We start from the raw sequence: 20,362 nt of genomic DNA, 5'->3' as shown, positions 1-20,362 counted from the left end.
CCCCCCACCCGAACGGCCCGGCCGCGCGTACCCCCACCGCGTGGCCGGGCCCCACGGCGCGACCCTCCCGACGAGAGAGGCAGGACTGATGCCCGAGCCCCAGCGCGAGGTCCGGCCCGAGCCACGGACCGGCCCCGAATCCGAATCAGGCCCCGAGTCCGGGCCGGATTCCGCTTCCGGTCCCCGGCCCGGTTCCGGTCCCAAGTCCGGTTCCGGTCCCGAGTCCGGGTCAGGGCCCCGGCTCGGCAGTGGGCCCACGGACACGCGGAAGCCCTCCACCGGCCGCTCCCCCGCGGTGTGGCGGCTCGGCCTGGCACAGGTCGCCCGCGCCGCGGGCCTCGCCCGGGCCACCGGCCTCCCCCCGCTCCACGCCACGCACGACGGCACCGGGCAGCACGCCACAGCGCCCGCCGCGGGGCCCGGTCCGGACGCGCAGCCCGCCGCGGCGCCCGCTCCGGACGCGCACGGGCGGGCCGCGCGGATCGTGGCCGTCCTCGGGCTCGCGGTGGCGATGACGGGGGCCTCCCTCGCGGTCGGGGCGGTGACGGACGACCGGCCGGCCGGACCCGTGGTGACGGCACCGGCCGCCGACGTCCCGCTGGAGCGGCTGACGGCCCGGAACCTGACGCAGGGTGTCGAGGCGCTGCAGAGCCACCTCGGGGCACAGCCGAAGGACGCTTCCGGATGGGCCACTCTGGGGGCGGCCTATGTGGAGCAGGCACGCGTCAGCGGGGACCCGACGCGGTACCCGCAGGCCGAGAAGGCACTGAGGCGCTCACTGGCCCTGCGCCCGGCCGCCGGCAACGACTCCGCTCTCGCCGGGCGGGCGGCGCTCGCCGCCGCGCGGCACGACTTCACCGAGGCGCTGCGGTACGCGGACCGCGCGCTGCGCGTGAACCCGTACAGCGAGCGCGCGCTGGCCAGCAGGGTGGACGCACTCGTCGAACTGGGCCGGTACGACGAGGCCATGAAGGCCGCCGAGCTCGCGGACAGCCGCCGCCCGGGCATCCCGGTCTTCACGCGGTACGCGTATGTGCTGGAGCTGCGCGGGGACGCGAAGGGCGCGCGCAGGGTGCTGGAACAGGCCCTGAAGTCCGCCGCGAGCTCCGCCGACGTGGTGTACGTGGCGAACACGCTGGGCCAGCTCGCCTGGAGCCGCGGCCGGTACGACGAGGCGCTGGCCCACTACGAGCGGTCACTGGCCGCGGAGCCCGGGAACATCCAGGCGCTGGAGGGCCGCGGCAGGACACTGGCCGCGCAGGGGAGGAACGAGCCGGCGCTGCGCGACCTCGAAGAGGTCGTGGCGCGCTACCCGCTGCCCGGGCAACTCGCCGCGCTCGGCGAGCTGTACGAGGCCCTCGGCAAGCGGGACAAGGCCGCCGAGCAGTACGAACTCATCGGCACCTGGACCCGGCTCGCCCGCGCCAACGGCGTGGCCACGGACCTGGAGACCGCGCTCGTCGAGGCCGACCACGGCGACAGGGGCGAGGCGCTCGAGTCCGCCCGCGCCGAATGGGAGCGCAGGCAGAGCATCCACACGGCGGACGCACTCGCCTGGGCCCTGCACGTCAACGGCCGCGACCGGGAGGCACTCCGCTACGCGGAACGCGCCGCCGCCTCCGGCCACCGCAGCGCCCAGTTCCTCTACCACCGGGGCGCGATCGAGGCCGCCCTGGGCGAGGAGGGGCCGGCGCATCGCCATCTGCGCGCCGCCCTCGACCTCAACCGCGGCTTCTCGCCGACGGGCGCGATCGAGGCGAGGAAGCTGCTCGAAGACACCGAGGGAGAGTCGTGAAACCGGGTACCGCCATCACCGCGCTGGGCCTGCTCGCGGCCTCAGCGGCCCTCGCCCTGCTGCCGGCCGGGGCCGCCCAGGCCCACCCGCTGGGCAACTTCACCGTCAATCAGTACGACGGGCTGGTCGTGGCGCCCGGCGAGCTGCGCGTCGACCACGTCGAGGACCTGGCGGAGATCCCGGCGGCCCAGCACAAACGCCGCATCGACCGCGACGGCGACGACAGGCTGGACCGCTCGGAGCTCGGCACGTGGGCGCGGGAGCGCTGCGAGGCCGCTGCGCGCGGCGCCAGGCTGACGGCCGGACCCCCGCCCCGCCCGGCCTCCGCCGCGGTCACGGCGGCGGACGGCGGAGCATCGAGGGCGCCGGTCGTCAGGAGGGCGGAGGCCGTGGCCCTCCCCGGTCAGGCGGGGCTCCAGACGCTGCGCGTGACGTGCTCGCTGACGGCGGAACTCCCCGGGGACGGCAAGCCGCTGCGGATCTCGTACACACCCGGCGACGCGGCGACCGGTCCCGGCTGGCGCGAGATCACCGCGCGCGGGGACCGGATGACCCTCAGCGGTTCCGGCGTGCCGGGCGCCTCGGTGTCCCGACGGCTGACCTCGTACCCCGATGATCTGCTCTCCTCGCCGCCCGACCGGCGCACCGCGTCCTTCGGCGCGCGGCACGGCGGTCCCGCGCTCGCCGAGGCGGGTGGCGAGGAGAGTGCGCCGCCGCCGGCGTCCTCCGTTCTGCCGCGGGGCGCCGACCGGTGGGCGCAGGCGCTGACCGGGCTGGTCGCCCGGCACGAGCTGACCCCGGGATTCGCGGCGCTGGCGCTGGCCGTCTCGATCGGGCTGGGCGCCATGCACGCGCTCGCGCCGGGGCACGGCAAGACGATGATGGCGGCGGCCGCGTCGGCCGGCGGGCGCGCTTCGGTACGGGAGATCCTGGCGCTGGGCACCTCGGTCACGCTCACCCACACCCTCGGGGTGTTCGGTCTCGGCGCGCTGATCGCGGCGGGCTCGGCGGCCGCGCCGTCGGTGGTGTCGTGGCTGGGGATCGCGAGCGGTGCCCTGGTCGCCGTCGCGGGAGTCTTCCTGGTCCGCAAGGCCTGGCGGACCCGCGGCCACGCGCACGGCCACCACCACGGCCATGGCGGTGCGGACGACGACCACGGCCACGAGCGCACTCCGGACGGAGCGGACCCGCACGGTCACGGACACGGACACGGACACGGACACGGACATGAGCATGAGCAGGCCCACGTCCACGACCACCACCACGGGCACAGTGACAGCCACGAGCACGGCGACAGCCACGAGCACGGCCATCACCATCACCACCACCCCACCCGTCCGGGCCTGCGCGGCGTCGTGCTGCTCGGCTTCGCCGGCGGTCTGGTCCCCAGCCCGTCCGCGGTCGTCGTGCTGGTCGGTGCGGCGGCCCTCGGCCAGGCGTGGTTCGGGTTCCTGCTGGTGATCGCATACGGCGTGGGACTCGCCCTCACCCTCACCGCGGCCGGCTTCGCGGTGGTGCGGCTGCGCGAGTCGACCAGGCGCGGGTTCGCCCGCCGTCCGCGCGGCCGGATCTTCACGGCCGCCCACCGGGCCGCCCCCCTCGGTACGGCCGCCGTCGTGCTGGCTCTCGGATGCGGATTGCTGCTCAAAGGGGCCGCAACCGCGTTGACCTGAGCTAACTTGGAGAGGTTTGGACGGTGATGTCGCATCCACCGCTTTCGACTGGGGGGCTCGCCCGTGAACGGAACGCCGGGTCAGGACCGGGTGGTTGCGGGGCGCTACCGCCTCCTCTCCCCCCTCGGACAGGGCGGGATGGGGGTGGTGTGGCGCGCCCGCGACCAGGTGCTGAACCGCGAGGTGGCGGTCAAGGAGGTGCGTGCCCCCGCGACGATGCTGGGCACCGGGGAGGAACAGCGCCTCTACAGCAGGCTGGAGCGCGAGGCCTGGGCCGCCGCCCGGGTCGCGCACCGCAACGTGGTGACGGTCTACGACGTGGCGACGGAGGACGGCCGCCCCTGGATCGTGATGGAGCTGGTGCCCGGGCTGTCGCTCGCGGACGTGCTGGACGCCGAGGGCCCGATGGACCCGCGGCGCGCGGCCGGTGTGGGCGCCGAGGTGCTGGCGGCGCTCCGCGCCGCGCACGACGCCGGTGTCCTGCACCGCGATGTCAAGCCCGGCAATGTGCTGGTCGCCAACGACGGCCGGGTGGTGCTGACGGACTTCGGCATCGCGACGATCGAGGGCAGTTCGGCCCTCACCATGACCGGCGAGGTGATCGGCTCCCCCGAGTTCCTCGCGCCGGAGCGCGCGCTGGGGCGCAAGCCGGGGCCCGAGTCGGACCTGTGGTCGCTGGGTGTGCTGCTCTACGCGGCCGTGGAGGGGCATTCGCCGTTCCGGCAGGACACGCCGCTGAGCACCCTCCGTGCCGTCGTCGACGAGGAGTTGCCGCCGCCCCGGCGCGCCGGGCCGCTGGCCCCCGTCATCGAGGCACTGCTGCGCAAGGATCCCGCCGAGCGCATCACCGCGGCCGAGGCCGAGCGGCTGCTGCGGACCACGGCGTCGGGCGGCACGCCCGGTCCGGGTACGGGTACGGGCACCACGGCTGCCGTACCGCTGGTGCCGCCCGTGCCGGCGGCGGCCGGTTCCCCCACCGCCACGCGGGGGTTCGGGCCTCCGGGCAGCGGCGGCGCCACGCCCGCGCCGGCCTCGCCCGGCCCGGGGCGGGCGAGGCCGGAGGACCGCGAGGAGGTCCGGCGGCGCCGGGCGGCCCGGGCGCTGGTGGCGGGAGTGGCGGCACTGCTGCTGGCGCTGGGCGGCCTGTCCTGGGCGCTGATGAACGACGGGGACGATCCGGGCACCAAGAGCGGCAGTTCCGCGTCGGGCGGTTCGAACGGCGGTGACGACAGGGGCGAGGACGGCGGCGAGGAGCGGGGCGGCGGGACCACCGACGACGGGACCGCGGGCGACGGCACCGAGAGCAGTACGGCACCGGAGGAAAGCACGGGTCCGGCCTCCACGCCCACCACCGGCAAGACGCCGCCGGCGCAGACGGTGCGGGTCCACGTGACCGCCGTGCGCGACAGCTACTCGGGCGCCTGCCCGCCGCCGCAGGCAGAGGCACCGCACTTCACGGGGACGATCACGGTGGGCAGGGTGCCCGCACAGGTCGAGTACCGCTGGGTGACCGACAGCGGGCAGGTCACCGACCCGGGCTGGAAGACTCTCGAACTCCCCTCGGGCGGCGGAAAGTCCGCGCAGGTCGACCACACCGAGGGCACCCATGTGCGGGAAGGGACGCTGAACGACCGGATCTGGCTCGAGGTCAGGAAGCCGGTGGCGGCGAACTCGCCGGCGGTGGCCTTCTCCGTGAACTGCGAGCCCCCGGTCTCGGAAACGCCGACGGCGGACGAGGGCACCGACTACTGAGTTCTGCGGATGGATCGGGGTCGAACAGTGTCTGTCGGGCGGGATTCCTGTGGATTCACTGAGAATTCGATTACAGAGTTGTGTCACTGACATGACAAGCCGTCAAAGCCCTTGTCCACGCCCGTAGTTCGGACCACGCTTCTGAGTAACCGGGAGCCGGAACGCAAGCTCCCGGTTGTGTGCGCGACCCCGCGCACTCCCCCCACAGTGCGCGCCCGTACCCCGGGCGCGCCGCCTATGAGGAGGACTCCCTCGTAATGGCAGTTCTGCGTTCCGCCAAGAGCCGTATCGCCGCAGCGGTTTCGGTCGCCGCCGCCACCGCCCTGCTCGGTACGGTCACCGCCCTTCCCGCCCAGGCCGCCCCCGCCACAGGAAAGATCCTGCACGCGGACTCGGCCGACGCCGTCAAGGGCAGCTACATCGTCACGCTCAAGAAGGACGCCGGCTTCAAGGCCTCGTCCCAGAAGGGCAAGAGCCTGATCAAGGAGTACGGCGGCACGGTGAAGCAGACGTTCGGCACCGTGCTGAACGGATACACCGCCAAGCTGTCCGAGGCCGAGGCGAAGCAGCTCGCCGCCGACCCGGCGGTCGCCGCGGTCGAGCAGGACCAGAAGGTGCACCTGGACGCGACCCAGTCCAGCGCCCCCTGGGGCCTGGACCGCATAGACCAGGCCGACACCCCGCTGAGCGGCACGTACACCTACCCGGACACCGCGGGCAGCGGCGTGACGATCTACGTCATCGACACCGGAGTACGCATCTCCCACAGCGACTTCGGCGGCCGCGCGAGCAACGGCTACGACGCCGTGGACGGCGACAACGTCGCCCAGGACGGCAACGGCCACGGCACGCACGTCGCCTCCACCGCCGCGGGCACCACCTACGGCGTGGCGAAGAAGGCGAGCATCGTGGCGGTCCGGGTGCTGGACAACAACGGCTCCGGCACCACCTCGGGTGTCATCGCCGGCATCAACTGGGTGACCCAGAACGCCACCAAGCCGGCCGTGGCCAACATGTCGCTCGGCGGCAGCGCCAGCACCTCCCTGGACACCGCGGTGGCCAACTCCATAGCCTCCGGCGTGACCTACGCGGTCGCGGCGGGCAACTCCGCGGCCAACGCCTCCTCGTACTCCCCGGCGCGGGTCTCCACCGCCATCACGGTGGGCGCCACCACCAGCTCGGACGCCAAGGCCAGCTACTCCAACTACGGCTCCACGCTGGACATCTTCGCCCCGGGCTCGTCGATCACGGCGGCCTGGAACACCAGTGACTCGGGCACCAACACCATCTCGGGCACCTCGATGGCCACGCCGCACGTCGCCGGTGCGGCCGCCGTCTACCTGGCCGGTCACACCAGCGCCACCCCGGCCGCCGTCTCGAGCGCCCTGGTCGCCGGAGCCTCGTCCAACACGCTGACCAGCGTGGGCACCGGCTCGCCCAACAAGCTCCTCCAGATCGTCCAGTAGGCAAGGGCTACAAGGCACACGGTTCCCCCCACCACGGCAGCCCCGGCAGGCCCTCCAGGCCCGCCGGGGCTGCTTCACATCTTCTCCACAACCCACAGGGGCGGTCTTGACGACGCTCCGCGCCCTGCGCGACATTGAAGCCCGGCAACCGGGCATCCGGCACGTCGGGGGGCAAATCGGGGGTGTGGCCGCACATGCGGATCTTGCGGATCATCGGCGGCAGGCGGCCGGCCCCGCACGGACCCGGCCAGGCCTTCCGGAACGCCCCGGCAGAGGCGGACATAATCCGCCAGTTGACCAAAATGCAGTAAAGGGAGGCCTTTTCGCAGCTCTTGCCGTAGAGTCCCGATTATCAATACCGTCGTACATCAACCCGCTGCGGTCCATCGGCAAGGCGGCTCCTGGGGAGGGGGCGCGAGCATCAACGATGGATTCCGGGCGGGGCGCGGTAGGGGGGTGCCGTGCTCGGTCGTCAGAGCCAGCCAGCGTGCCGAGTCGCGAGCCGCGCGGCCACCAAGCCAGCCAATTCGCCCTGTGCTGACGACGCAAGGGGTCGTCGTCGTGGGGTGAGAGCCCCCCTTTCGAACCGGAAACTCATCCGGGCTGCCCGGGGGCGGGCGGTCCACCGGACGAGAGGGACACAGACTCATGAGTGCTTACCTGCGGTCGGACGTGCCGGACGTCCGCGCATCCGCGGAGACCACTGAATCCGCCGGGGCCACCGAATCCGGAACCGAGGCGATCGTCGGGCGAATACCTGCCCGATACCGTCCGGTCAGTTCACATCTCGCCATCGCGCCACCGGTGAGCGTCGTGATTCCCGCCATGAACGAGGCGGAGAACCTGCCCTACGTCTTCAAGACGCTGCCGGACTGGATCCACGAAGTCGTCCTGGTCGACGGCAACTCCACCGACGACACGGTGAATGTGGCCCGCGAGCTGTGGCCCGACGTGAAGGTGGTGCCGCAGCAGGGCAGAGGCAAAGGGGATGCCCTGATCAGCGGATTCGCCGCCTGCACCGGCGACATCATCGTCATGGTCGACGCGGACGGATCTGCGGACGGCGCGGAGATCGTCTCCTATGTCTCCGCGCTGGTGGCCGGCGCCGACTTCGCCAAGGGCTCGCGCTTCGCCAACGGCGGCGGCACGGACGACATGACCCCCATCCGCAAACTGGGCAACCGGGTGCTGTGCGCCGTGGTCAACCGCAAGTTCGGCGCCCGCTACACCGACCTCTGCTACGGCTACAACGCGTTCTGGCGGCACTGCCTCGACAAGATCACCCTCGACTGCACCGGCTTCGAGGTGGAGACGCTCATGAACATCCGGGTGGTCAAGGCCGGTCTGCGGGTGCAGGAGATCCCCAGCCACGAGTACGTCCGCATCCACGGCACCAGCAACCTGCGCGCCGTCCGGGACGGCATACGGGTGCTCAAGGTGATCCTGAGCGAGCGTCGGGCGCCCGCCGGCAGGTTCCGCGGCCGCGCGGCACTCACCATGAGCACGGGCCGGGGAGAGGTGTCTTGAGCACTGCGGAGACCGGGCCCGGCATCTCCGTGGTGATCTGCGTCTACACCGAGGACCGCTGGGAGGACATCCTCGCGGCGGTCTCCTCGGTGCGGGCGCAGTCCCTGCCGGCTCTGGAGACGCTGCTGGTCGTCGACCACAACCAGGCGCTCCTGGACCGGCTGGCCAGGGAGTACAAGGAGTCCGGCGCGCCGGGAGAGGTCAGGGTGCTCGCCAACGCGGGCCCCCGCGGCCTCTCCGCCGGCCGCAACACCGGCATCGCCGCCGCCCGCGGCGCGGTCGTCGCCTTCCTCGACGACGACGCCGTCGCGGAACGCGACTGGCTGCGCCACTTCGCCGAGGCGTACGCCGACCCGTGCGTCATGGCGGTCGGCGGCCGGACCGTGCCCGTCTGGGCCTCCGGCCGCCGGCCCGACTGGTTCCCCGAGGAGTTCGACTGGGTCGTCGGCTGCACGTACCGGGGCCTGCCGCGGGGGAGGGTACGGGTGCGCAACGTACTCGGCGGCAACGCCTCCTTCCGGCGCGAGGCCTTCGACATCGCGGGCGGCTTCGCCACCGGCATCGGCCGCGACGGCGACAGACGCCCGCTGGGCGGCGAGGAGACCGAGCTGTGCATCCGGCTCGGCCGGGCCCGGCCGGACGCGGTGCTGCTCATCGACGACCGCGCGGTGATCCACCACAAGGTGCCCGCCGTCCGGGAACGGTTCGCCTACTTCCGCACCCGTGCGTACGCCGAGGGGCTTTCCAAGGCCCTGGTCGCCCGCAGCGTCGGCGCGGACAAGGGACTGGAGTCCGAACGCCGCTACACCACAAGGGTCCTGCCGGCCGGGGTCGCCCGCGGGCTGCGCGACGCGCTGCTCGGCAGGCCCGGCGGCGCGGGCCGCGCGGCCGCCATCGTGACCGGGGTGGCCGCCGCCGCGGGCGGCTACGCGCTCGGCACCCTCCGCTCGCGCGGGGACGCCCGCTTCTCGGTCCCGGCCGTACCCCCGGCCCCGAACGGGCCCCGGGGCGGCGAGCCACGCCCGGCTCCCCCCGCGGCGGTCCCCGGCGCGGGGGCGGACGCTTCATGACGAGCGGCGTCTGCCGCGCCCGGCGACAAAACCGGCACCGCCCGGCGCGCCGCCGCCGGGCTCCCCCGTCCCCTCCGCCCACCGCACGGGTGGCCGCTCCCGTCGGGCATCGGCGGTGAGGGGCGATCCCGGGAGCGCGACGCGGCCGGTTCCCGGTTCCGGCCGTGGGCGCAAGCCCGCGCGGAATCCGATCGGTGGGCCACTGCCCGCTCCGCCCCGGACGCCCTCCGGCCCGGCGGGAGCCGCGGACGTGACCAGGGCGCCGCCACCACTGCGGTGAGAGGAGCCCGAGGCCGCCGCAGGGTCGGCCCGTCACTCACGGGCGCGGCACAGCGGTGTCCTGCAACCGCCGTCGAGCGACGAGCGACGAGGGCCCTCGTCGGTGCCAGAAGCGCTGGGTGCCCGCCCCGGGCCGGGCCGACGGGCTTGTCGGACAGCGCGGACGGCCGGAGAGCCAAGAGAATCGACCGGAAAGGGGCCGCATGAGCACCATGAGCACGCAGGCCGTACCGATCCTGATGTACCACGCGGTGGGGCACGCACCCGCGAAGGCCGCGTACGGGCTGTCCGTCTCCCCCGGCGCGTTCGCCGGGCAGATGGAACTGCTCGGCGAACGCGGCTTCACCCCCCTCACCACGACGGATCTGGCCGCCGCCTGGCGCAGCGGCGGCACGCTGCCACGCAGACCGGTGCTGATCACCTTCGACGACGGCTACGAGGGCGTGCACCGCCATGCCCTGCCCGTCCTCGCCAAGCACGGCTTCCCCGCCACCGTCTTCGTCACCACCGGCTGGCTGCGCGGCCCGTACGAGACGGGCGGCGCCCTGGACACCATGCTCGACTGGGAGCAGGTGCGCGAACTCGCCGCCACCGGCACGGAGATCGGCGGGCACAGTCACACCCACCCGCAACTGGACCAGCTCGCCCCGGCGGACCTGAGCTCCGAGGTGGGCCGCTGCCGCGAGATCGTCGCCGAGCAACTGGGCCGTGAACCCGCGTCCTTCGCCTACCCGTTCGGGTATTCCGACCGTAGGGTGCGCCAGGCCGTCCGGTCGGCGGGCTATGCCCAGGCGCTGGCGGTCGGCAACGCGCAGGCCCGCCGCCGCCAGGGTCCGTACGCGCTGGAGCGGGTCACCGTACGGCGCTCCACCGGCATGGACGAGTTCGAGCGGCTGGTCGAGGGACGCGCGATCGGCCGGAACTTCGCCCGGGACCGGGCGCTGACGAAGGGATACGCGCTGGTCCGCAGGTCCCGGCAGCTCGCCGGGAGGACCCTGCGGGGCGCACGGCAGCGCGGCGCGTGACAAAAGACGGTGCGCCGGGGCACCCGGTGACGGATCATGGCGGCATGTCTGCGCAGCCGGAACAGCCCTCGCGGCCCGCCACGCCCGCACTGCCCGCCGTACCCGCACCCTCCCGGCCGGACGAGTCCCTGCCCGTGCGGCTTCTGCTCGACGACGGGGACTCGCCGTCGGACGTCATCGACGCCCTGTTCCTCGGCCGCTTCACCACGGGCCAGCAGCCCTTCTCGCGCAGCACCACCATCGACCGGGTGAGGTCGGAGGCGAAACTGCTCCCGCCGGGCGCCACGGTGCTGCGGCACACGCGTGACGACGACCGCAACGCCACGCTCGCGGAGGGCGAGGGCTGGACGCTGCTGGTCTCGCGCTGGAACCGGGGCGCCGACGTCACGGTGACCGCGACGGACGCGGAGCTTGCCGAGCGGGTTCTGAAACAGGCCACGGACGGCGCCGCCGACGAACCCGAACCACAGCCCGAGCACGTCACGATGGGGTTCTGGTACTGCTCCCCGACCCGTGGCCCGCGCCGCACCACCCGGCGGATCACCGCGGGCACCTGGTCCGAGGTGCGTACGAATTACACCGCGCCGGTGACCGACGCGATGGACCGGCTGATGAAGCTCACCCCGGACGACATCGCCGGAAGGCTGCTCCTGCTGCACGGCCCGCCGGGCACCGGAAAGACCTCGGCGCTGCGCACCCTGGCCCGGTCCTGGCGGGACTGGTGCCAGGTGGACTGCGTGCTCGACCCGGAGCGGCTGTTCAACGACATCGGCTATCTGATGGACATCGCCATCGGGGAGGACGAGGCGGCCGGGGGCCGCTGGCGGCTGCTCCTGCTGGAGGACTGCGACGAACTCATCCGCGGCGAGGCCAGGCACACGGCGGGCCAGGCGCTGTCCCGGCTGCTGAACCTCACGGACGGTCTGCTCGGCCAGGGTCGCAACGTCCTCGTCGGGGTCACCACCAACGAGGACCTGGAGCGGCTCCACCCCGCCGTGGTGCGGCCGGGCCGCTGCCTGGCGCGGATCGAGGTGGGCCCGCTGACCAGGGCGGAGGCGGTCGGCTGGCTGGGCACCGAGGAGGGCGTGGGCCGTGACGGGGCCACCCTGGCCGAACTGTTCGCGCTGCGCCGCGGTACGACGCCACCGACGGTGCCGGGGCAGCACTCGGGCGCGGACGCCGGCCTGTACCTCTGAGTCCCCTCGGCGCCGGGCGGCGCCCCCGCGTACGCCGTCGAACCGGTCCCCACGGCCACCGGCCGGCGCTCGCCGCATCGCCGCGACCGCTCCCCGGCCGCGCCCGCAGCGGGCCCGGCCGACACTCACCGCCTGACGGCGGCGCCTCCGCGCACACGGCCGGGCGGCGCCCGCCACCCGTCCCACGGAAGCGAGCGCCGTTCGGCGCCTCCTGCGGCGCCCGCGACGCCGCGGCCGTCCCCGCCGCCTGCGCGAGCTGTCCGCTGTCAGCTCTCCGGCCAGGCGCGCCGGTGCTGTCGTTCCGCATCGAGCGTCCGGGCTGCCCTGCGGGCCCGTTCCCGTCAGGCCGCTCGGCCCGCCGACCCGCGCGGCCGCTCCCCGGGCCGGGCCCGCGGCGGGCCCGGCGCGACGCCGCCACGCCCGCAGCGGGAAGCGAGCGCCGTTCGGCGCCTTCCGCAACGCCCGCGGCACCGGCCGCGATGCCGACGCCATCCGCTGTCCTGGCCGCCCGGCCGTCGGCGGGCCCGTTCCCGTCAGGCCGCTCGACCCGCCGACCCGCGCGGCCGCTCCCCGAACCGGGCCCGCGGCGGGCCCGGCTCGGTCACACGCGTCGGCGGTGCGCTGTGCCCGCGCCGAGAGCCACCGGGTTCCGGTCTCCCCGGTCCGCCGGCGGTTCGCCGAGACCCGGGAACGGCCCCGCGGCTCCGGTCGCGGCGTGGGCGACGCGACGCGCCCGTCAGCCGGCCGCGTACGCCGCGCGCAGGGCGTCCTCGACCACCGCCTGCGCCTCGGGGCGGTCCAGGCCGAGCCGCCGTACCTGCTCGGCGTACTCCTGGGCGGCCGCTGCCGCCCGCCGCTGCGCGGCGTCCCCCGCCGCGGCGATGAAGGTGCCGTTGCGGCCGCGGGTCTCGATGACTCCGTCGGACTCCAGCGCCCGGTAGGCCTTGGCCACGGTGTTCGCGGCCAGTCCCAGTTCCTCGGCCAGGCCCCGGACGGTTGGCAGCCGGTAGCCGACGGGAAGGGCACCGGACCGCGCCCGGTCGGCGATCTGCGCACGCAGTTGCTCATAGGGAGCGGCCGGTGCCTTCTGGTCGATGACGATCTTCAGGGTCACCCGCAGATTGTCCCCCACCGGCCCGGCGGAAATTGAGAGGCGAACGCCACGGGGCGGCGCGTAGCGTGCGAGCACATGACTGTGATCGTCCGTGAGTTCCGACGCGAGGACGCCGAGGGCTTCGCCCGGGTCCGGCGCGCCGCCGTGCCCTTCATGCTCGCCACGGCCGAATCCGTGCTGTTCGACGTCGCCCGCGCCCATCCCGACGCCCACTACCGTCCGCTGGTCGCGGAGGAGGACGGGGAGATCATCGGCACGGCGCAGCTCGGCATCGCCCACGACAGCCCGGAGCCGGGCGTCGGCTACGCCAACGTGTATGTGCATCCCGGGCGGCTGCGCCGCGGAGCGGGTTCGCTGATCGTGCGGACGGCCGAGGAGCGGCTGGCCGCGCTGGGCGCCACCAGTGTCTACTCATGGGTGTTCGACGAGCCGGCGAACCGGGCCTTCGCCGAGAGGCGCGGCTACCGCCCCAGCCGCTCGGCGCACTTCCTCCGCCTGGACCTGGCGAAGGGCACCCTGCCGTCCCCGGCCGAGCCGCCCCCCGGGGTGGAGCTGCGCACCGGCTCGGACTTCGCGGACGACCCGCGGCCGCTGTTCGAGCTGGACGCGGAGACCACCTCCGACGAGCCGAGCGACATCGACGCGGACCTCACGGACTACGAGCACTGGCTGACCGGGACCTGGGGTCATCCGCTGCTCAGCCACGAGCTGACGTCGGTGGCCGTGGTCGACGGCCGCCCGGCCGCTTTCAGCGCGGCCCGTACCGACGGCGGCACGCGTTACGGCACGGTGATGACCGGCACCGCCCGAGCGTTCCGCGGCCGGGGCCTGGCCAAGCTGGCGAAGAACCACTCCCTGCACCGTGCCCGCGCGGCCGGTTTCACCGAGGCGTTCACCGGCAACGACGCGGGCAACGGGCCCATGCTGGCCATCAACAAGTGGTTCGGTTACGAGGTCTGCGCCACGGAGGTACGTCATGTCCGCACGCTCGGTTGAGGTCGTCCTGCTGAAGGCCGGCCGCGTCAAGATCCGCTATCCGGCCGAACTGCTCGCCGACGACGGCACCCGCATCACCGTCCGCGCCCCCTGGGCGGGCGAGGGCTCCCGGGACTTCGGCTTCGTGCGCTTCGAGGCGGGCGACGTCTTCACGGAGTACTACTGGCGCGACCGCTGGTACGCGGTCAAGGAGGTGCGCACCGCCGGCGGCGACCTCAAGGGCTGGTACTGCGACGTCACCCGCCCCGCCGAGACCACCGGCACCGGTGAACTGCGCGTCGAGGACCTGGACCTCGATCTGTGGGTGTCGGGTGACGGGGCCACGATCCTGCGGCTCGACGAGGACGAGTTCGCCGCCGGCGGTCTCGCCGGGCGCGACCCGGAGGCCGCGCTGCGCGCCATGGACGCCCTCGACGAGCTCGAACTCATCGCGCGTGAGGGCGGCCTGGGCGTGCTGCTCGGCGGTCAGAGGTAGCGCAGCCGGCTCTCCCTCCCCGGGTCGTGGGCGATCGGGTCGCCCGGTTCGTGCCAGTGCACGGCGAAGTGCTCACCGGCGCGGTAGGCCTCCAGGCCGGCGCGGCAGTAGGCGACCATGTCGTCGGGCAGGGCGTCGAGCGGGAACCAGCCGAGCCCGGAGCACTTGCCGGGCTCCCGGTTGACGGGTTCGCCGCCGGCGCCGTACGCCGCCTCGAAGAACCAGCCCGTGCGCGGGTCGCCGGAGGGGCCTCGGTGCTGCATGACGAGGACGGCCCGCAGGTCCTCCGGGCGCAGCCGTACGCCGATCTCCTCCTCGGCCTCGCGGATCATCGCCGCGCGGACGTCCTCGCCGTCCTCGACGTGACCGGAGGGGCCGTTGAGCAGGCCGTCGCCGTATCCGGTGCCCGCCCTGCGGGCCAGGAGGACCTCGTCGCCGCGGCGCAGGATCAGGTGGACGTCGACGATCTCGGTGTGCCGGCGCCCGGACGCCGGAACCGCCACCACGGCGTACCGCTCGTCGTCGACGGCGCGTCCCCACAGCCGGGGATCGTCCGAGAGCCGTTCGGTGTGGACGCGTTCGGCGAGCGGGGCGAGGGCGGCCGTCAGCCGCTCGGCCGGTATCCCCGCCTCGCCCCAGACGCCCTCCACCAGCACCAGCCGCCCGCCGGGACGCAGCAGCGACGTCCAGTGGCGCAGCACCGCCTCCGGATCGGGCAGCGCCCACAGCACGTGCCTGGCCAGGACGACGTCGAACCGCGTTCTCCCACCGGCGGCCGTGCGGCGTCGCCGAGCAGCACCTCGGCACCGGTGCCGGAGAGTTTGCGGCGGGCCAGCTCCACCATGCGGGGCGAGCGGTCGACGGCGGTGACGCGGTGTCCGGACTCCGCGGCGAGGAGCGCGAGACTCCCGGTGCCGCAGCCCGCGTCGAGCACGTCCGCGGGCCAGCCCGGCAGCCACGCGCCAAGCCGCTCCGCCCAGGCGGCGCGCACGGCGGGGTCGCGCAGCCCGTGGTCGGGTTCGTCGTCGAAGGTGTCGGCCCCGGCGTCCCAGTCGATGCCGTCCAGGCCGTCCGTGCCGCCCGCGTACCAGTGATCGGTGGTCATGGCGCGATCGTCGCATCCGCCACCGACACCGCGCCCTTGCGCCGGTTCCGGTGGCGGGCACACGCGGGGTGCGGGATGAAGGTTGGGAGCCGTCGCACCGGGGCATGGTTGCGTCAACCGGCCGGCGATGAGAAAGGCCCCCCGGGCGGGTCTACATCAACAAGGGCGAACGGGGAACCCGGACCCGCACCTGGAGGTGGTCGTGATGCGCAGGGAGACCGTACGGAGGCCGGTGAGGAAGACGGGCAGCCGCCGGGTCCGGGAGGACGCCGAGCAGATCGCCGAGCGCCCCGAGGTCCGCAAGGACATAAGACGGATCTGGTGGCCCGAGAGCTGACCCGGCGGTCCGGAGACGGGGCGGCACGGCACGGGGCCGGGGCCCCGGCGGAACGGGACCCCGACGGGAAACGGGGTCCGCCGGTGGGCGGGGGGTCGCGCCCGGTGCGGCCGGTCCTCAGCCGCCGGTCACCCGCTTGCGGTAGTGCAGACGGTCGTAGGGGCCGGTGAGGCGCCGCTCCACGAGTTCGTACCCGTAGCGTGCGTAGATCTCCTGGTTCTCCCACATCATGACGTTCGTGAAGAGTCTGACCTCGGGCAGCCCCAGCTCCCGGGCGCGGGCCTCCACGAAGCGGAGGAGCCGCCGGCCGACCCCGAGCCCGCGGGCGTCGGGGTGGACGGCGACGGACTCGAGGAGGAGATGGTCCGGGTGCGGGACGAGGACGACGAGTCCCACCACCGGGTCCCCCGTCACGAACACCCGTCCCGCGGCCACCTCCGCGGTGTGGTCGGCGTCCATCGGCACGGGCCGCAGGCCGATCCGTCCGATGTAGGGGTGGTACGCCGCGTCCGTCACGGCGGTGACGGCGGCGACGTCCGCGGGGGTCGCGGGCCGGATGTCGTCGGTCATGGCGTCACGCTACGCCGCCCCGGGAGCAGCCGCCGCAGCAACGGCCAGGCCGGCAGCACCGCCACGACCGCGTAGACGGTCACCGCGAAGGGCGTGTCGACAAGCCCCGTGACGCTGCCGTCGCTGATCTGCAGGGCACGCCGCAGCTGCTGCTCCGCCGCCGGGCCGAGGATGACGCCGATGACGGCGGGCAGCACCGGCAGCCCGTAACGGCGCATCCCGAAGCCCAGGACGCCGATGGCCAGCAGGATCATCAGGTCGAGTGCCTCCCCGCCGACGGCGTAGGCACCGACGGCGGCGAAGAAGAGGATCCCGGCGTAGAGGTAGGGACGCGGGATGCGCAGCAGCTTCGCCCAGAGCGGCGCGAGCGGCAGGTTCAGGGCGAGCAGCAGCACCATGCCGACGAAGAGCGAGGCGATCAGGCCCCACACCAGCTCGGGTTCGCGTTCGAAGAGCAGCGGTCCCGGCTGGATGCCGTACTGCTGGAAGGCGGCCAGCATCACGGCGGCGACGGCGGTCGTCGGCAGGCCCAGGGTCAGCATGGACACCAGCGTGCCCGCCGCGGACGCTGACGCCGCCGACTCGGGGCCCGCGACGCCTTCGATGGCGCCCTTGCCGAACTCGTCCTTGTTCCGGGACAGCCGCTTCTCGGTGACGTACGAGAGGAAGGTCGGGATCTCCGCGCCGCCTGCCGGGATGGCGCCGAACGGGAAGCCGATGGCGGGACCGCGCAGCCAGGACTTCCAGCTGCGCGCGACGTCCTCGCGGCCGAGCCAGGGGCGGCCGACGGGGATCGCGTCCGCGGCGGTGCGCCGCAGGTGGTGGGCGACCCACAGCGCCTCGCCGATGGCGAAGAGCCCGACGGCGACGATGACGACGTCGATGCCGTCGGCGAGCTGGAGGGAGCCGAAGGTGAGCCGTTGCTGCCCGGTCGTCGCGTCCAGCCCGACGAGGCCGATGGTCAGGCCGAGCAGCAGGGAGGCGGCGCCGCGGATCCGCGAGGAGCCGAGCACGGAGGTCACCGCGATGAAGGCGAGCACCATGATGGCGAAGTAGTCGGGTGCTCCGATGCCCACGGCGAGTCGGGCGACCGTCGGGGCCAGGACGACCAGCAGGATCGTGCCGATCATGCCGCCCGCGAAGTGGCCGACGGCGGCCGCGGCGAGCGCCTGGGATCCGCGCCCCGACCTGGCCATCGGATGGCCTTCGATGGCGGTGACCACGGCGGCGCTCTCACCGGGGGTGTTGAGCAGGATGGAGGTGGTGGAGCCGCCGAACATGGCGCCGTAGTAGATCCCGGCGAACATGATGAACGCGCCGGTGGGGTCGAGTCCGTAGGTCACGGGCAGCAGCAGTGCCACGGCCATCGCGGGGCCGATGCCGGGCAGGACGCCGATGGCGGTGCCGAGGAGCACGCCGATCGCCGCCCACAGCAGGTTGACCGGTGTGAGGGCCGTACCGAAGCCGTCGATGAGGGAGTTGAGCGAGTCCATGGGTCAGAGCACTCCCATCAGCGGGCCGCCGGGCAGGGGGACGCCGAGCAGGTGGTCGAAGACGAAGTAGGTGAGGACGGACAGTCCGGCCGCGATGAGCGGGTCCCGGTCGAAGTGCCGGCTGCCGAGCGCGTACGCCGATCCCCAGAACAGGAGCGCCCCTGAGACGGGGAAGCCGACCGGGCCGATGAGGACGGCGTTGCCGAGGAAGACGCCGGCGAGGAGGAGGACCGTGCGCCAGTCGCCGGGCTCGGACAGGTCGATGTCCTCGCCCGTCTCCGCCTCGCCGCGGCCGCCGCGCAGGACGTCGACGGCGAGGAGCACGGCGACGAGCAGCAGCCCGCAGCCGACCGCGAGGGGAACGGTCCTGGGGCCGACGGGGCCGCGCTGGGTGACGTCGACGTCCATGGTGAGCGCGTCGCCGAGGACGAGCGCGCCGAGCGCCACGAGGAGGACGCAGACGCCGAGTTCGGACCTGCCGCGCAGCCGGGCGGCACGGCCGGGCCGTTCGGCCACGGCGGGCGGGGTGGTGGTGTCGGTGCTCACAGGCCCAGCTCCTTGAGTACGGAGACCACGCGCCGGTCCTGTGCGGCGAGGAAGTCGCCGAAGTCCTCGCCGGTCAGGAAGGCGTCGTCCCAGTTGTTGCGGCGCAGCGAGTCCTGCCACTCCTCGGAGTCGTGGAGTGCCTCGACGAGGGTGACGAGCTTGTCGCGCTCGGCGTCGGACAGGCCCGGTGGGGCGACGACGCCGCGCCAGTTGGTGAACTCCACGTCGAGGCCGGACTCCCTGAGGGTCGGCGCGTCGAGCCCGGGGATCCGCTCGGGCCCGGTGACGGCGAGGAGCCGCAGTTCGCCCGACTCGATCTGGTCGAGGTATTCGCCGACGCCGGAGACACCGAAGGCGACCTTCTCGCCGAGGACGGAGGCCAGCAGCTCACCACCGCCGTCGAAGGGCACGTAGTTGACGCTCTTCGGGGAGATGCCCGCCGCCCGTGCCATCAGCATGGGCGCCAGGTGGTCGGGGCCGCCGGGTGAGGAGCCGCCGCCGACGGGCAGCGAGCCGGGCTTCTCCTTCCACGCCTCCACCAGCTGCCCGATGGTCCGGTACGGGGAGTCCTTGGCCACCACGACGATGTCCTGCTCCTCGGTGAGCCGGGCGATGGGTGTGGTGTCGGCGAGTGTCTTCGGCGCGTGGTTGGACCGCACGGCGCCGACGACGCCGAGGCCCATGGACATGGCGAGTCTGCCGTTGCCGTGTTCGCCGGCCAGCCGGGTCAGCCCGACGGTGCCGCCGGCCCCCGGGAGGTTGAACACCTCGATGTTGTGGGTCAGCCCGGCGTCCTCGGCGTTCTTGGCCGCGGTGCGGGCGGTGATGTCGTATCCGCCGCCGGGAGTGTTGGGGACCATGAGCCGCAGGCCCGGGATCTGCGTGCCGGTCGCAGAGCCGCTGCCGGAGGTCAGCAGCGGTGGTGCGACGAGCACGAGGAGTGCCGCCCCGAGCAGGGCGAACGGAGTGCGCAGGGAACGACGCACGGGTGCCACCACCTGTCATCAGTGTGAAGTGGCCCACATGTTGCCTGCGTGTTAAGAAGCTGTCTCGCTTCCGGAATCAACGGACGTTGTGGTCCTTGTGGTCGCGGCCTAGCCTGTCGCGAATGGTGAAGGTGCTGGTCGTGGACGACGACTTCATGGTCGCCAGACTGCACAGCCGCTATGTGTCCGCCATGGACGGCTTCGAGGTGGTCGGGGTGGCGCACAGCGGCGCCGAGGCGCTGCGCGCGGCCGGCCGGCTCCGACCCGATCTCGTACTCCTCGACATCTACCTGCCGGACATGGACGGCATCGAGGTACTGCGGGAGCTGCGGGCGGCGGAGGAGCGGGAGCCCGGCCGGGCGGCGGCGGACGCCCTGTTCATCACGGCCGCCCGGGAGGCCGGGCTGGTCAGGCAGGCACTGCGGGCGGGCGCGCTCCACTATCTGATCAAGCCCTTCAGCCGCGTCGCGCTCCAGGAGCAGCTCCGGCACGTCGCCTCGCTGCGTACCCGGCTCGACGCCCTGGGCGAGGCGCGCCAGGAGGACGTCGACCACATCTTCGGCACCCGGCCGCCCGGCTCGCGCGGCCTGCCCAAAGGGCTGGCCGCGCACACCGCGGACCTGGTGGAGCGGACCCTGCGCGGCCATGCCGAGGGCCTGTCGGCGACGGAGTGTGCGCAGGCGGGGGCGCTGTCCCGGGTCAGCGCGCGGCGCTACCTGGAGTATTTCGTGGAGACCGGCCGGGCGGAGGTGAGCCTGCGCTACGGCGGCACCGGCCGCCCGGAACGCCGCTACCGCTGGACCGGCTGACCGGCCCGCCCCGACGGGGGCCCGTTCCTGCCCCGGGACGGGTGCGGGTCCGGTGGGGAACACGAAGGCCGCGTGCAGACGGGTGCCCTCGGCGGTGTCCGTGGCGACCGCGTTGACCTCCAGCGCTGTCTCTTATACCCATCTGACG

The 20,362-nt window shown here is 73.7% G+C and carries 17 protein-coding genes and 1 pseudogene; 12 read left to right on the top strand and 6 right to left on the bottom strand.

The window, feature by feature from the left end; genetic code table 11:
* The 8 genes from GUY61_RS16645 to GUY61_RS16610 all read left to right on the top strand — a co-directional run.
* Window positions 1-1,795 (top strand): tetratricopeptide repeat protein (locus GUY61_RS16645; protein ID WP_398955748.1); only part of this gene is annotated, 1,795 nt, incomplete at its 5' end.
* Window positions 1,792-3,468, top strand: a complete 1,677-nt coding sequence (locus GUY61_RS16640; RefSeq protein ID WP_313896703.1) for a sulfite exporter TauE/SafE family protein — start codon at window positions 1,792-1,794, stop codon at window positions 3,466-3,468. The genes GUY61_RS16645 and GUY61_RS16640, both read left to right, overlap by 4 nt.
* Before the next feature lie 63 nt (window positions 3,469-3,531).
* Window positions 3,532-5,220, top strand: coding sequence for a serine/threonine-protein kinase (locus GUY61_RS16635; RefSeq protein WP_313896702.1), 1,689 nt, complete (start codon window positions 3,532-3,534; stop codon window positions 5,218-5,220).
* 257 nt (window positions 5,221-5,477) lie between these two features.
* Window positions 5,478-6,686 (top strand): S8 family peptidase, encoded by a 1,209-nt coding sequence (locus GUY61_RS16630; RefSeq protein WP_166630956.1) that lies wholly within the window; start codon window positions 5,478-5,480, stop codon window positions 6,684-6,686.
* Window positions 6,687-7,334: 648 nt separating this feature from the next.
* On the top strand, window positions 7,335-8,213 hold the full coding sequence (locus tag GUY61_RS16625) for a glycosyltransferase family 2 protein (RefSeq protein ID WP_398955743.1): 879 nt from the start codon (window positions 7,335-7,337) through the stop codon (window positions 8,211-8,213).
* Window positions 8,210-9,283: a glycosyltransferase family 2 protein gene (locus GUY61_RS16620; RefSeq protein WP_166630955.1), complete on the top strand. Its 1,074-nt coding sequence runs from the start codon at window positions 8,210-8,212 to the stop codon at window positions 9,281-9,283. The genes GUY61_RS16625 and GUY61_RS16620 overlap by 4 nt, the downstream gene beginning before the upstream one ends.
* 491 nt (window positions 9,284-9,774) lie before the next feature.
* Complete coding sequence (locus GUY61_RS16615) at window positions 9,775-10,587, top strand: polysaccharide deacetylase family protein (RefSeq protein WP_166630958.1); 813 nt, start codon at window positions 9,775-9,777, stop codon at window positions 10,585-10,587.
* Between the two features lie 44 nt (window positions 10,588-10,631).
* Window positions 10,632-11,783, top strand: coding sequence for a DUF5925 domain-containing protein (locus GUY61_RS16610; RefSeq protein WP_166630954.1), 1,152 nt, complete (start codon window positions 10,632-10,634; stop codon window positions 11,781-11,783).
* 736 nt (window positions 11,784-12,519) lie between these two features.
* Here the strand turns inward: GUY61_RS16610 and GUY61_RS16605 are convergent.
* Window positions 12,520-12,897 (bottom strand): GntR family transcriptional regulator, encoded by a 378-nt coding sequence (locus GUY61_RS16605; protein WP_166630953.1) that lies wholly within the window; start codon window positions 12,895-12,897, stop codon window positions 12,520-12,522.
* A 75-nt stretch (window positions 12,898-12,972) separates the two neighbouring features.
* Here GUY61_RS16605 and GUY61_RS16600 point away from each other — a divergent pair, with 75 nt between their 5' ends.
* The gene (locus GUY61_RS16600; protein WP_166630952.1) at window positions 12,973-13,893 is read left to right on the top strand and encodes a GNAT family N-acetyltransferase; all 921 of its coding nucleotides are present in this window, start codon (window positions 12,973-12,975) and stop codon (window positions 13,891-13,893) included.
* Entirely contained in the window at window positions 13,874-14,368 is a 495-nt protein-coding gene (locus GUY61_RS16595) for a DUF402 domain-containing protein (RefSeq protein WP_166630951.1), read from the top strand. Before GUY61_RS16600 ends, GUY61_RS16595 begins: the two co-directional genes overlap by 20 nt.
* Before the next feature lie 5 nt (window positions 14,369-14,373).
* On the opposite strand, the pseudogene GUY61_RS16590 reads toward GUY61_RS16595, so the two are convergent.
* A pseudogene (locus tag GUY61_RS16590) lies at window positions 14,374-15,473 on the bottom strand (methyltransferase domain-containing protein); the annotation flags it as partial.
* Between the two features lie 205 nt (window positions 15,474-15,678).
* On the opposite strand from GUY61_RS16590, the gene GUY61_RS41185 reads away from it, so the two are divergent.
* On the top strand, window positions 15,679-15,810 hold the full coding sequence (locus GUY61_RS41185; RefSeq protein ID WP_279576809.1) for a hypothetical protein: 132 nt from the start codon (window positions 15,679-15,681) through the stop codon (window positions 15,808-15,810).
* Between the two features lie 117 nt (window positions 15,811-15,927).
* On the opposite strand, the gene GUY61_RS16585 is transcribed toward GUY61_RS41185, so the two are convergent.
* Genes GUY61_RS16585 through GUY61_RS16570 form a run of 4 tightly spaced genes read right to left on the bottom strand, consistent with a single transcriptional unit; the run spans window position 15,928 to window position 19,417 of the window.
* Window positions 15,928-16,380, bottom strand: coding sequence for a GNAT family N-acetyltransferase (locus GUY61_RS16585; protein ID WP_166630950.1), 453 nt, complete (start codon window positions 16,378-16,380; stop codon window positions 15,928-15,930).
* On the bottom strand, window positions 16,377-17,873 hold the full coding sequence (locus GUY61_RS16580; RefSeq protein WP_166630949.1) for a tripartite tricarboxylate transporter permease: 1,497 nt from the start codon (window positions 17,871-17,873) through the stop codon (window positions 16,377-16,379). The genes GUY61_RS16585 and GUY61_RS16580 overlap by 4 nt, the downstream gene beginning before the upstream one ends.
* Before the next feature lie 3 nt (window positions 17,874-17,876).
* Window positions 17,877-18,419, bottom strand: a complete 543-nt coding sequence (locus tag GUY61_RS16575) for a tripartite tricarboxylate transporter TctB family protein (protein ID WP_166630948.1) — start codon at window positions 18,417-18,419, stop codon at window positions 17,877-17,879.
* On the bottom strand, window positions 18,416-19,417 hold the full coding sequence (locus GUY61_RS16570; RefSeq protein WP_166630947.1) for a tripartite tricarboxylate transporter substrate binding protein: 1,002 nt from the start codon (window positions 19,415-19,417) through the stop codon (window positions 18,416-18,418). Before GUY61_RS16570 ends, GUY61_RS16575 begins: the two co-directional genes overlap by 4 nt.
* Window positions 19,418-19,527: 110 nt before the next feature.
* On the opposite strand from GUY61_RS16570, the gene GUY61_RS16565 reads away from it, so the two are divergent.
* Window positions 19,528-20,214: a response regulator gene (locus GUY61_RS16565; protein ID WP_166630946.1), complete on the top strand. Its 687-nt coding sequence runs from the start codon at window positions 19,528-19,530 to the stop codon at window positions 20,212-20,214.
* Window positions 20,215-20,362: the final 148 nt, after the last annotated feature.

It is taken from the genome of Streptomyces sp. GC420 (genome assembly GCF_009916105.1).
Classification (GTDB): Bacteria; Actinomycetota; Actinomycetes; order Streptomycetales; family Streptomycetaceae; genus Streptomyces.
Note: the sequence above shows the minus strand (reverse complement) of the source record. Positions and strands in the feature narration are given on the sequence as shown.

Coding starts and splice junctions, on each gene's coding strand:
- GUY61_RS16630 (WP_166630956.1), top strand. CDS start 5,478: ATGGCAGTTCTGCGTTCCGCCAAGAGCCGTATCGCCGCAGCGGTTTCG.
- GUY61_RS16625 (WP_398955743.1), top strand. CDS start 7,335: ATGAGTGCTTACCTGCGGTCGGACGTGCCGGACGTCCGCGCATCCGCG.
- GUY61_RS16615 (WP_166630958.1), top strand. CDS start 9,775: ATGAGCACGCAGGCCGTACCGATCCTGATGTACCACGCGGTGGGGCAC.
- GUY61_RS16610 (WP_166630954.1), top strand. CDS start 10,632: ATGTCTGCGCAGCCGGAACAGCCCTCGCGGCCCGCCACGCCCGCACTG.
- GUY61_RS16600 (WP_166630952.1), top strand. CDS start 12,973: ATGACTGTGATCGTCCGTGAGTTCCGACGCGAGGACGCCGAGGGCTTC.
- GUY61_RS16595 (WP_166630951.1), top strand. CDS start 13,874: ATGTCCGCACGCTCGGTTGAGGTCGTCCTGCTGAAGGCCGGCCGCGTC.
- GUY61_RS41185 (WP_279576809.1), top strand. CDS start 15,679: ATGCGCAGGGAGACCGTACGGAGGCCGGTGAGGAAGACGGGCAGCCGC.
- GUY61_RS16585 (WP_166630950.1), bottom strand. CDS start 16,380: ATGACCGACGACATCCGGCCCGCGACCCCCGCGGACGTCGCCGCCGTC.
- GUY61_RS16580 (WP_166630949.1), bottom strand. CDS start 17,873: ATGGACTCGCTCAACTCCCTCATCGACGGCTTCGGTACGGCCCTCACA.
- GUY61_RS16565 (WP_166630946.1), top strand. CDS start 19,528: ATGGTGAAGGTGCTGGTCGTGGACGACGACTTCATGGTCGCCAGACTG.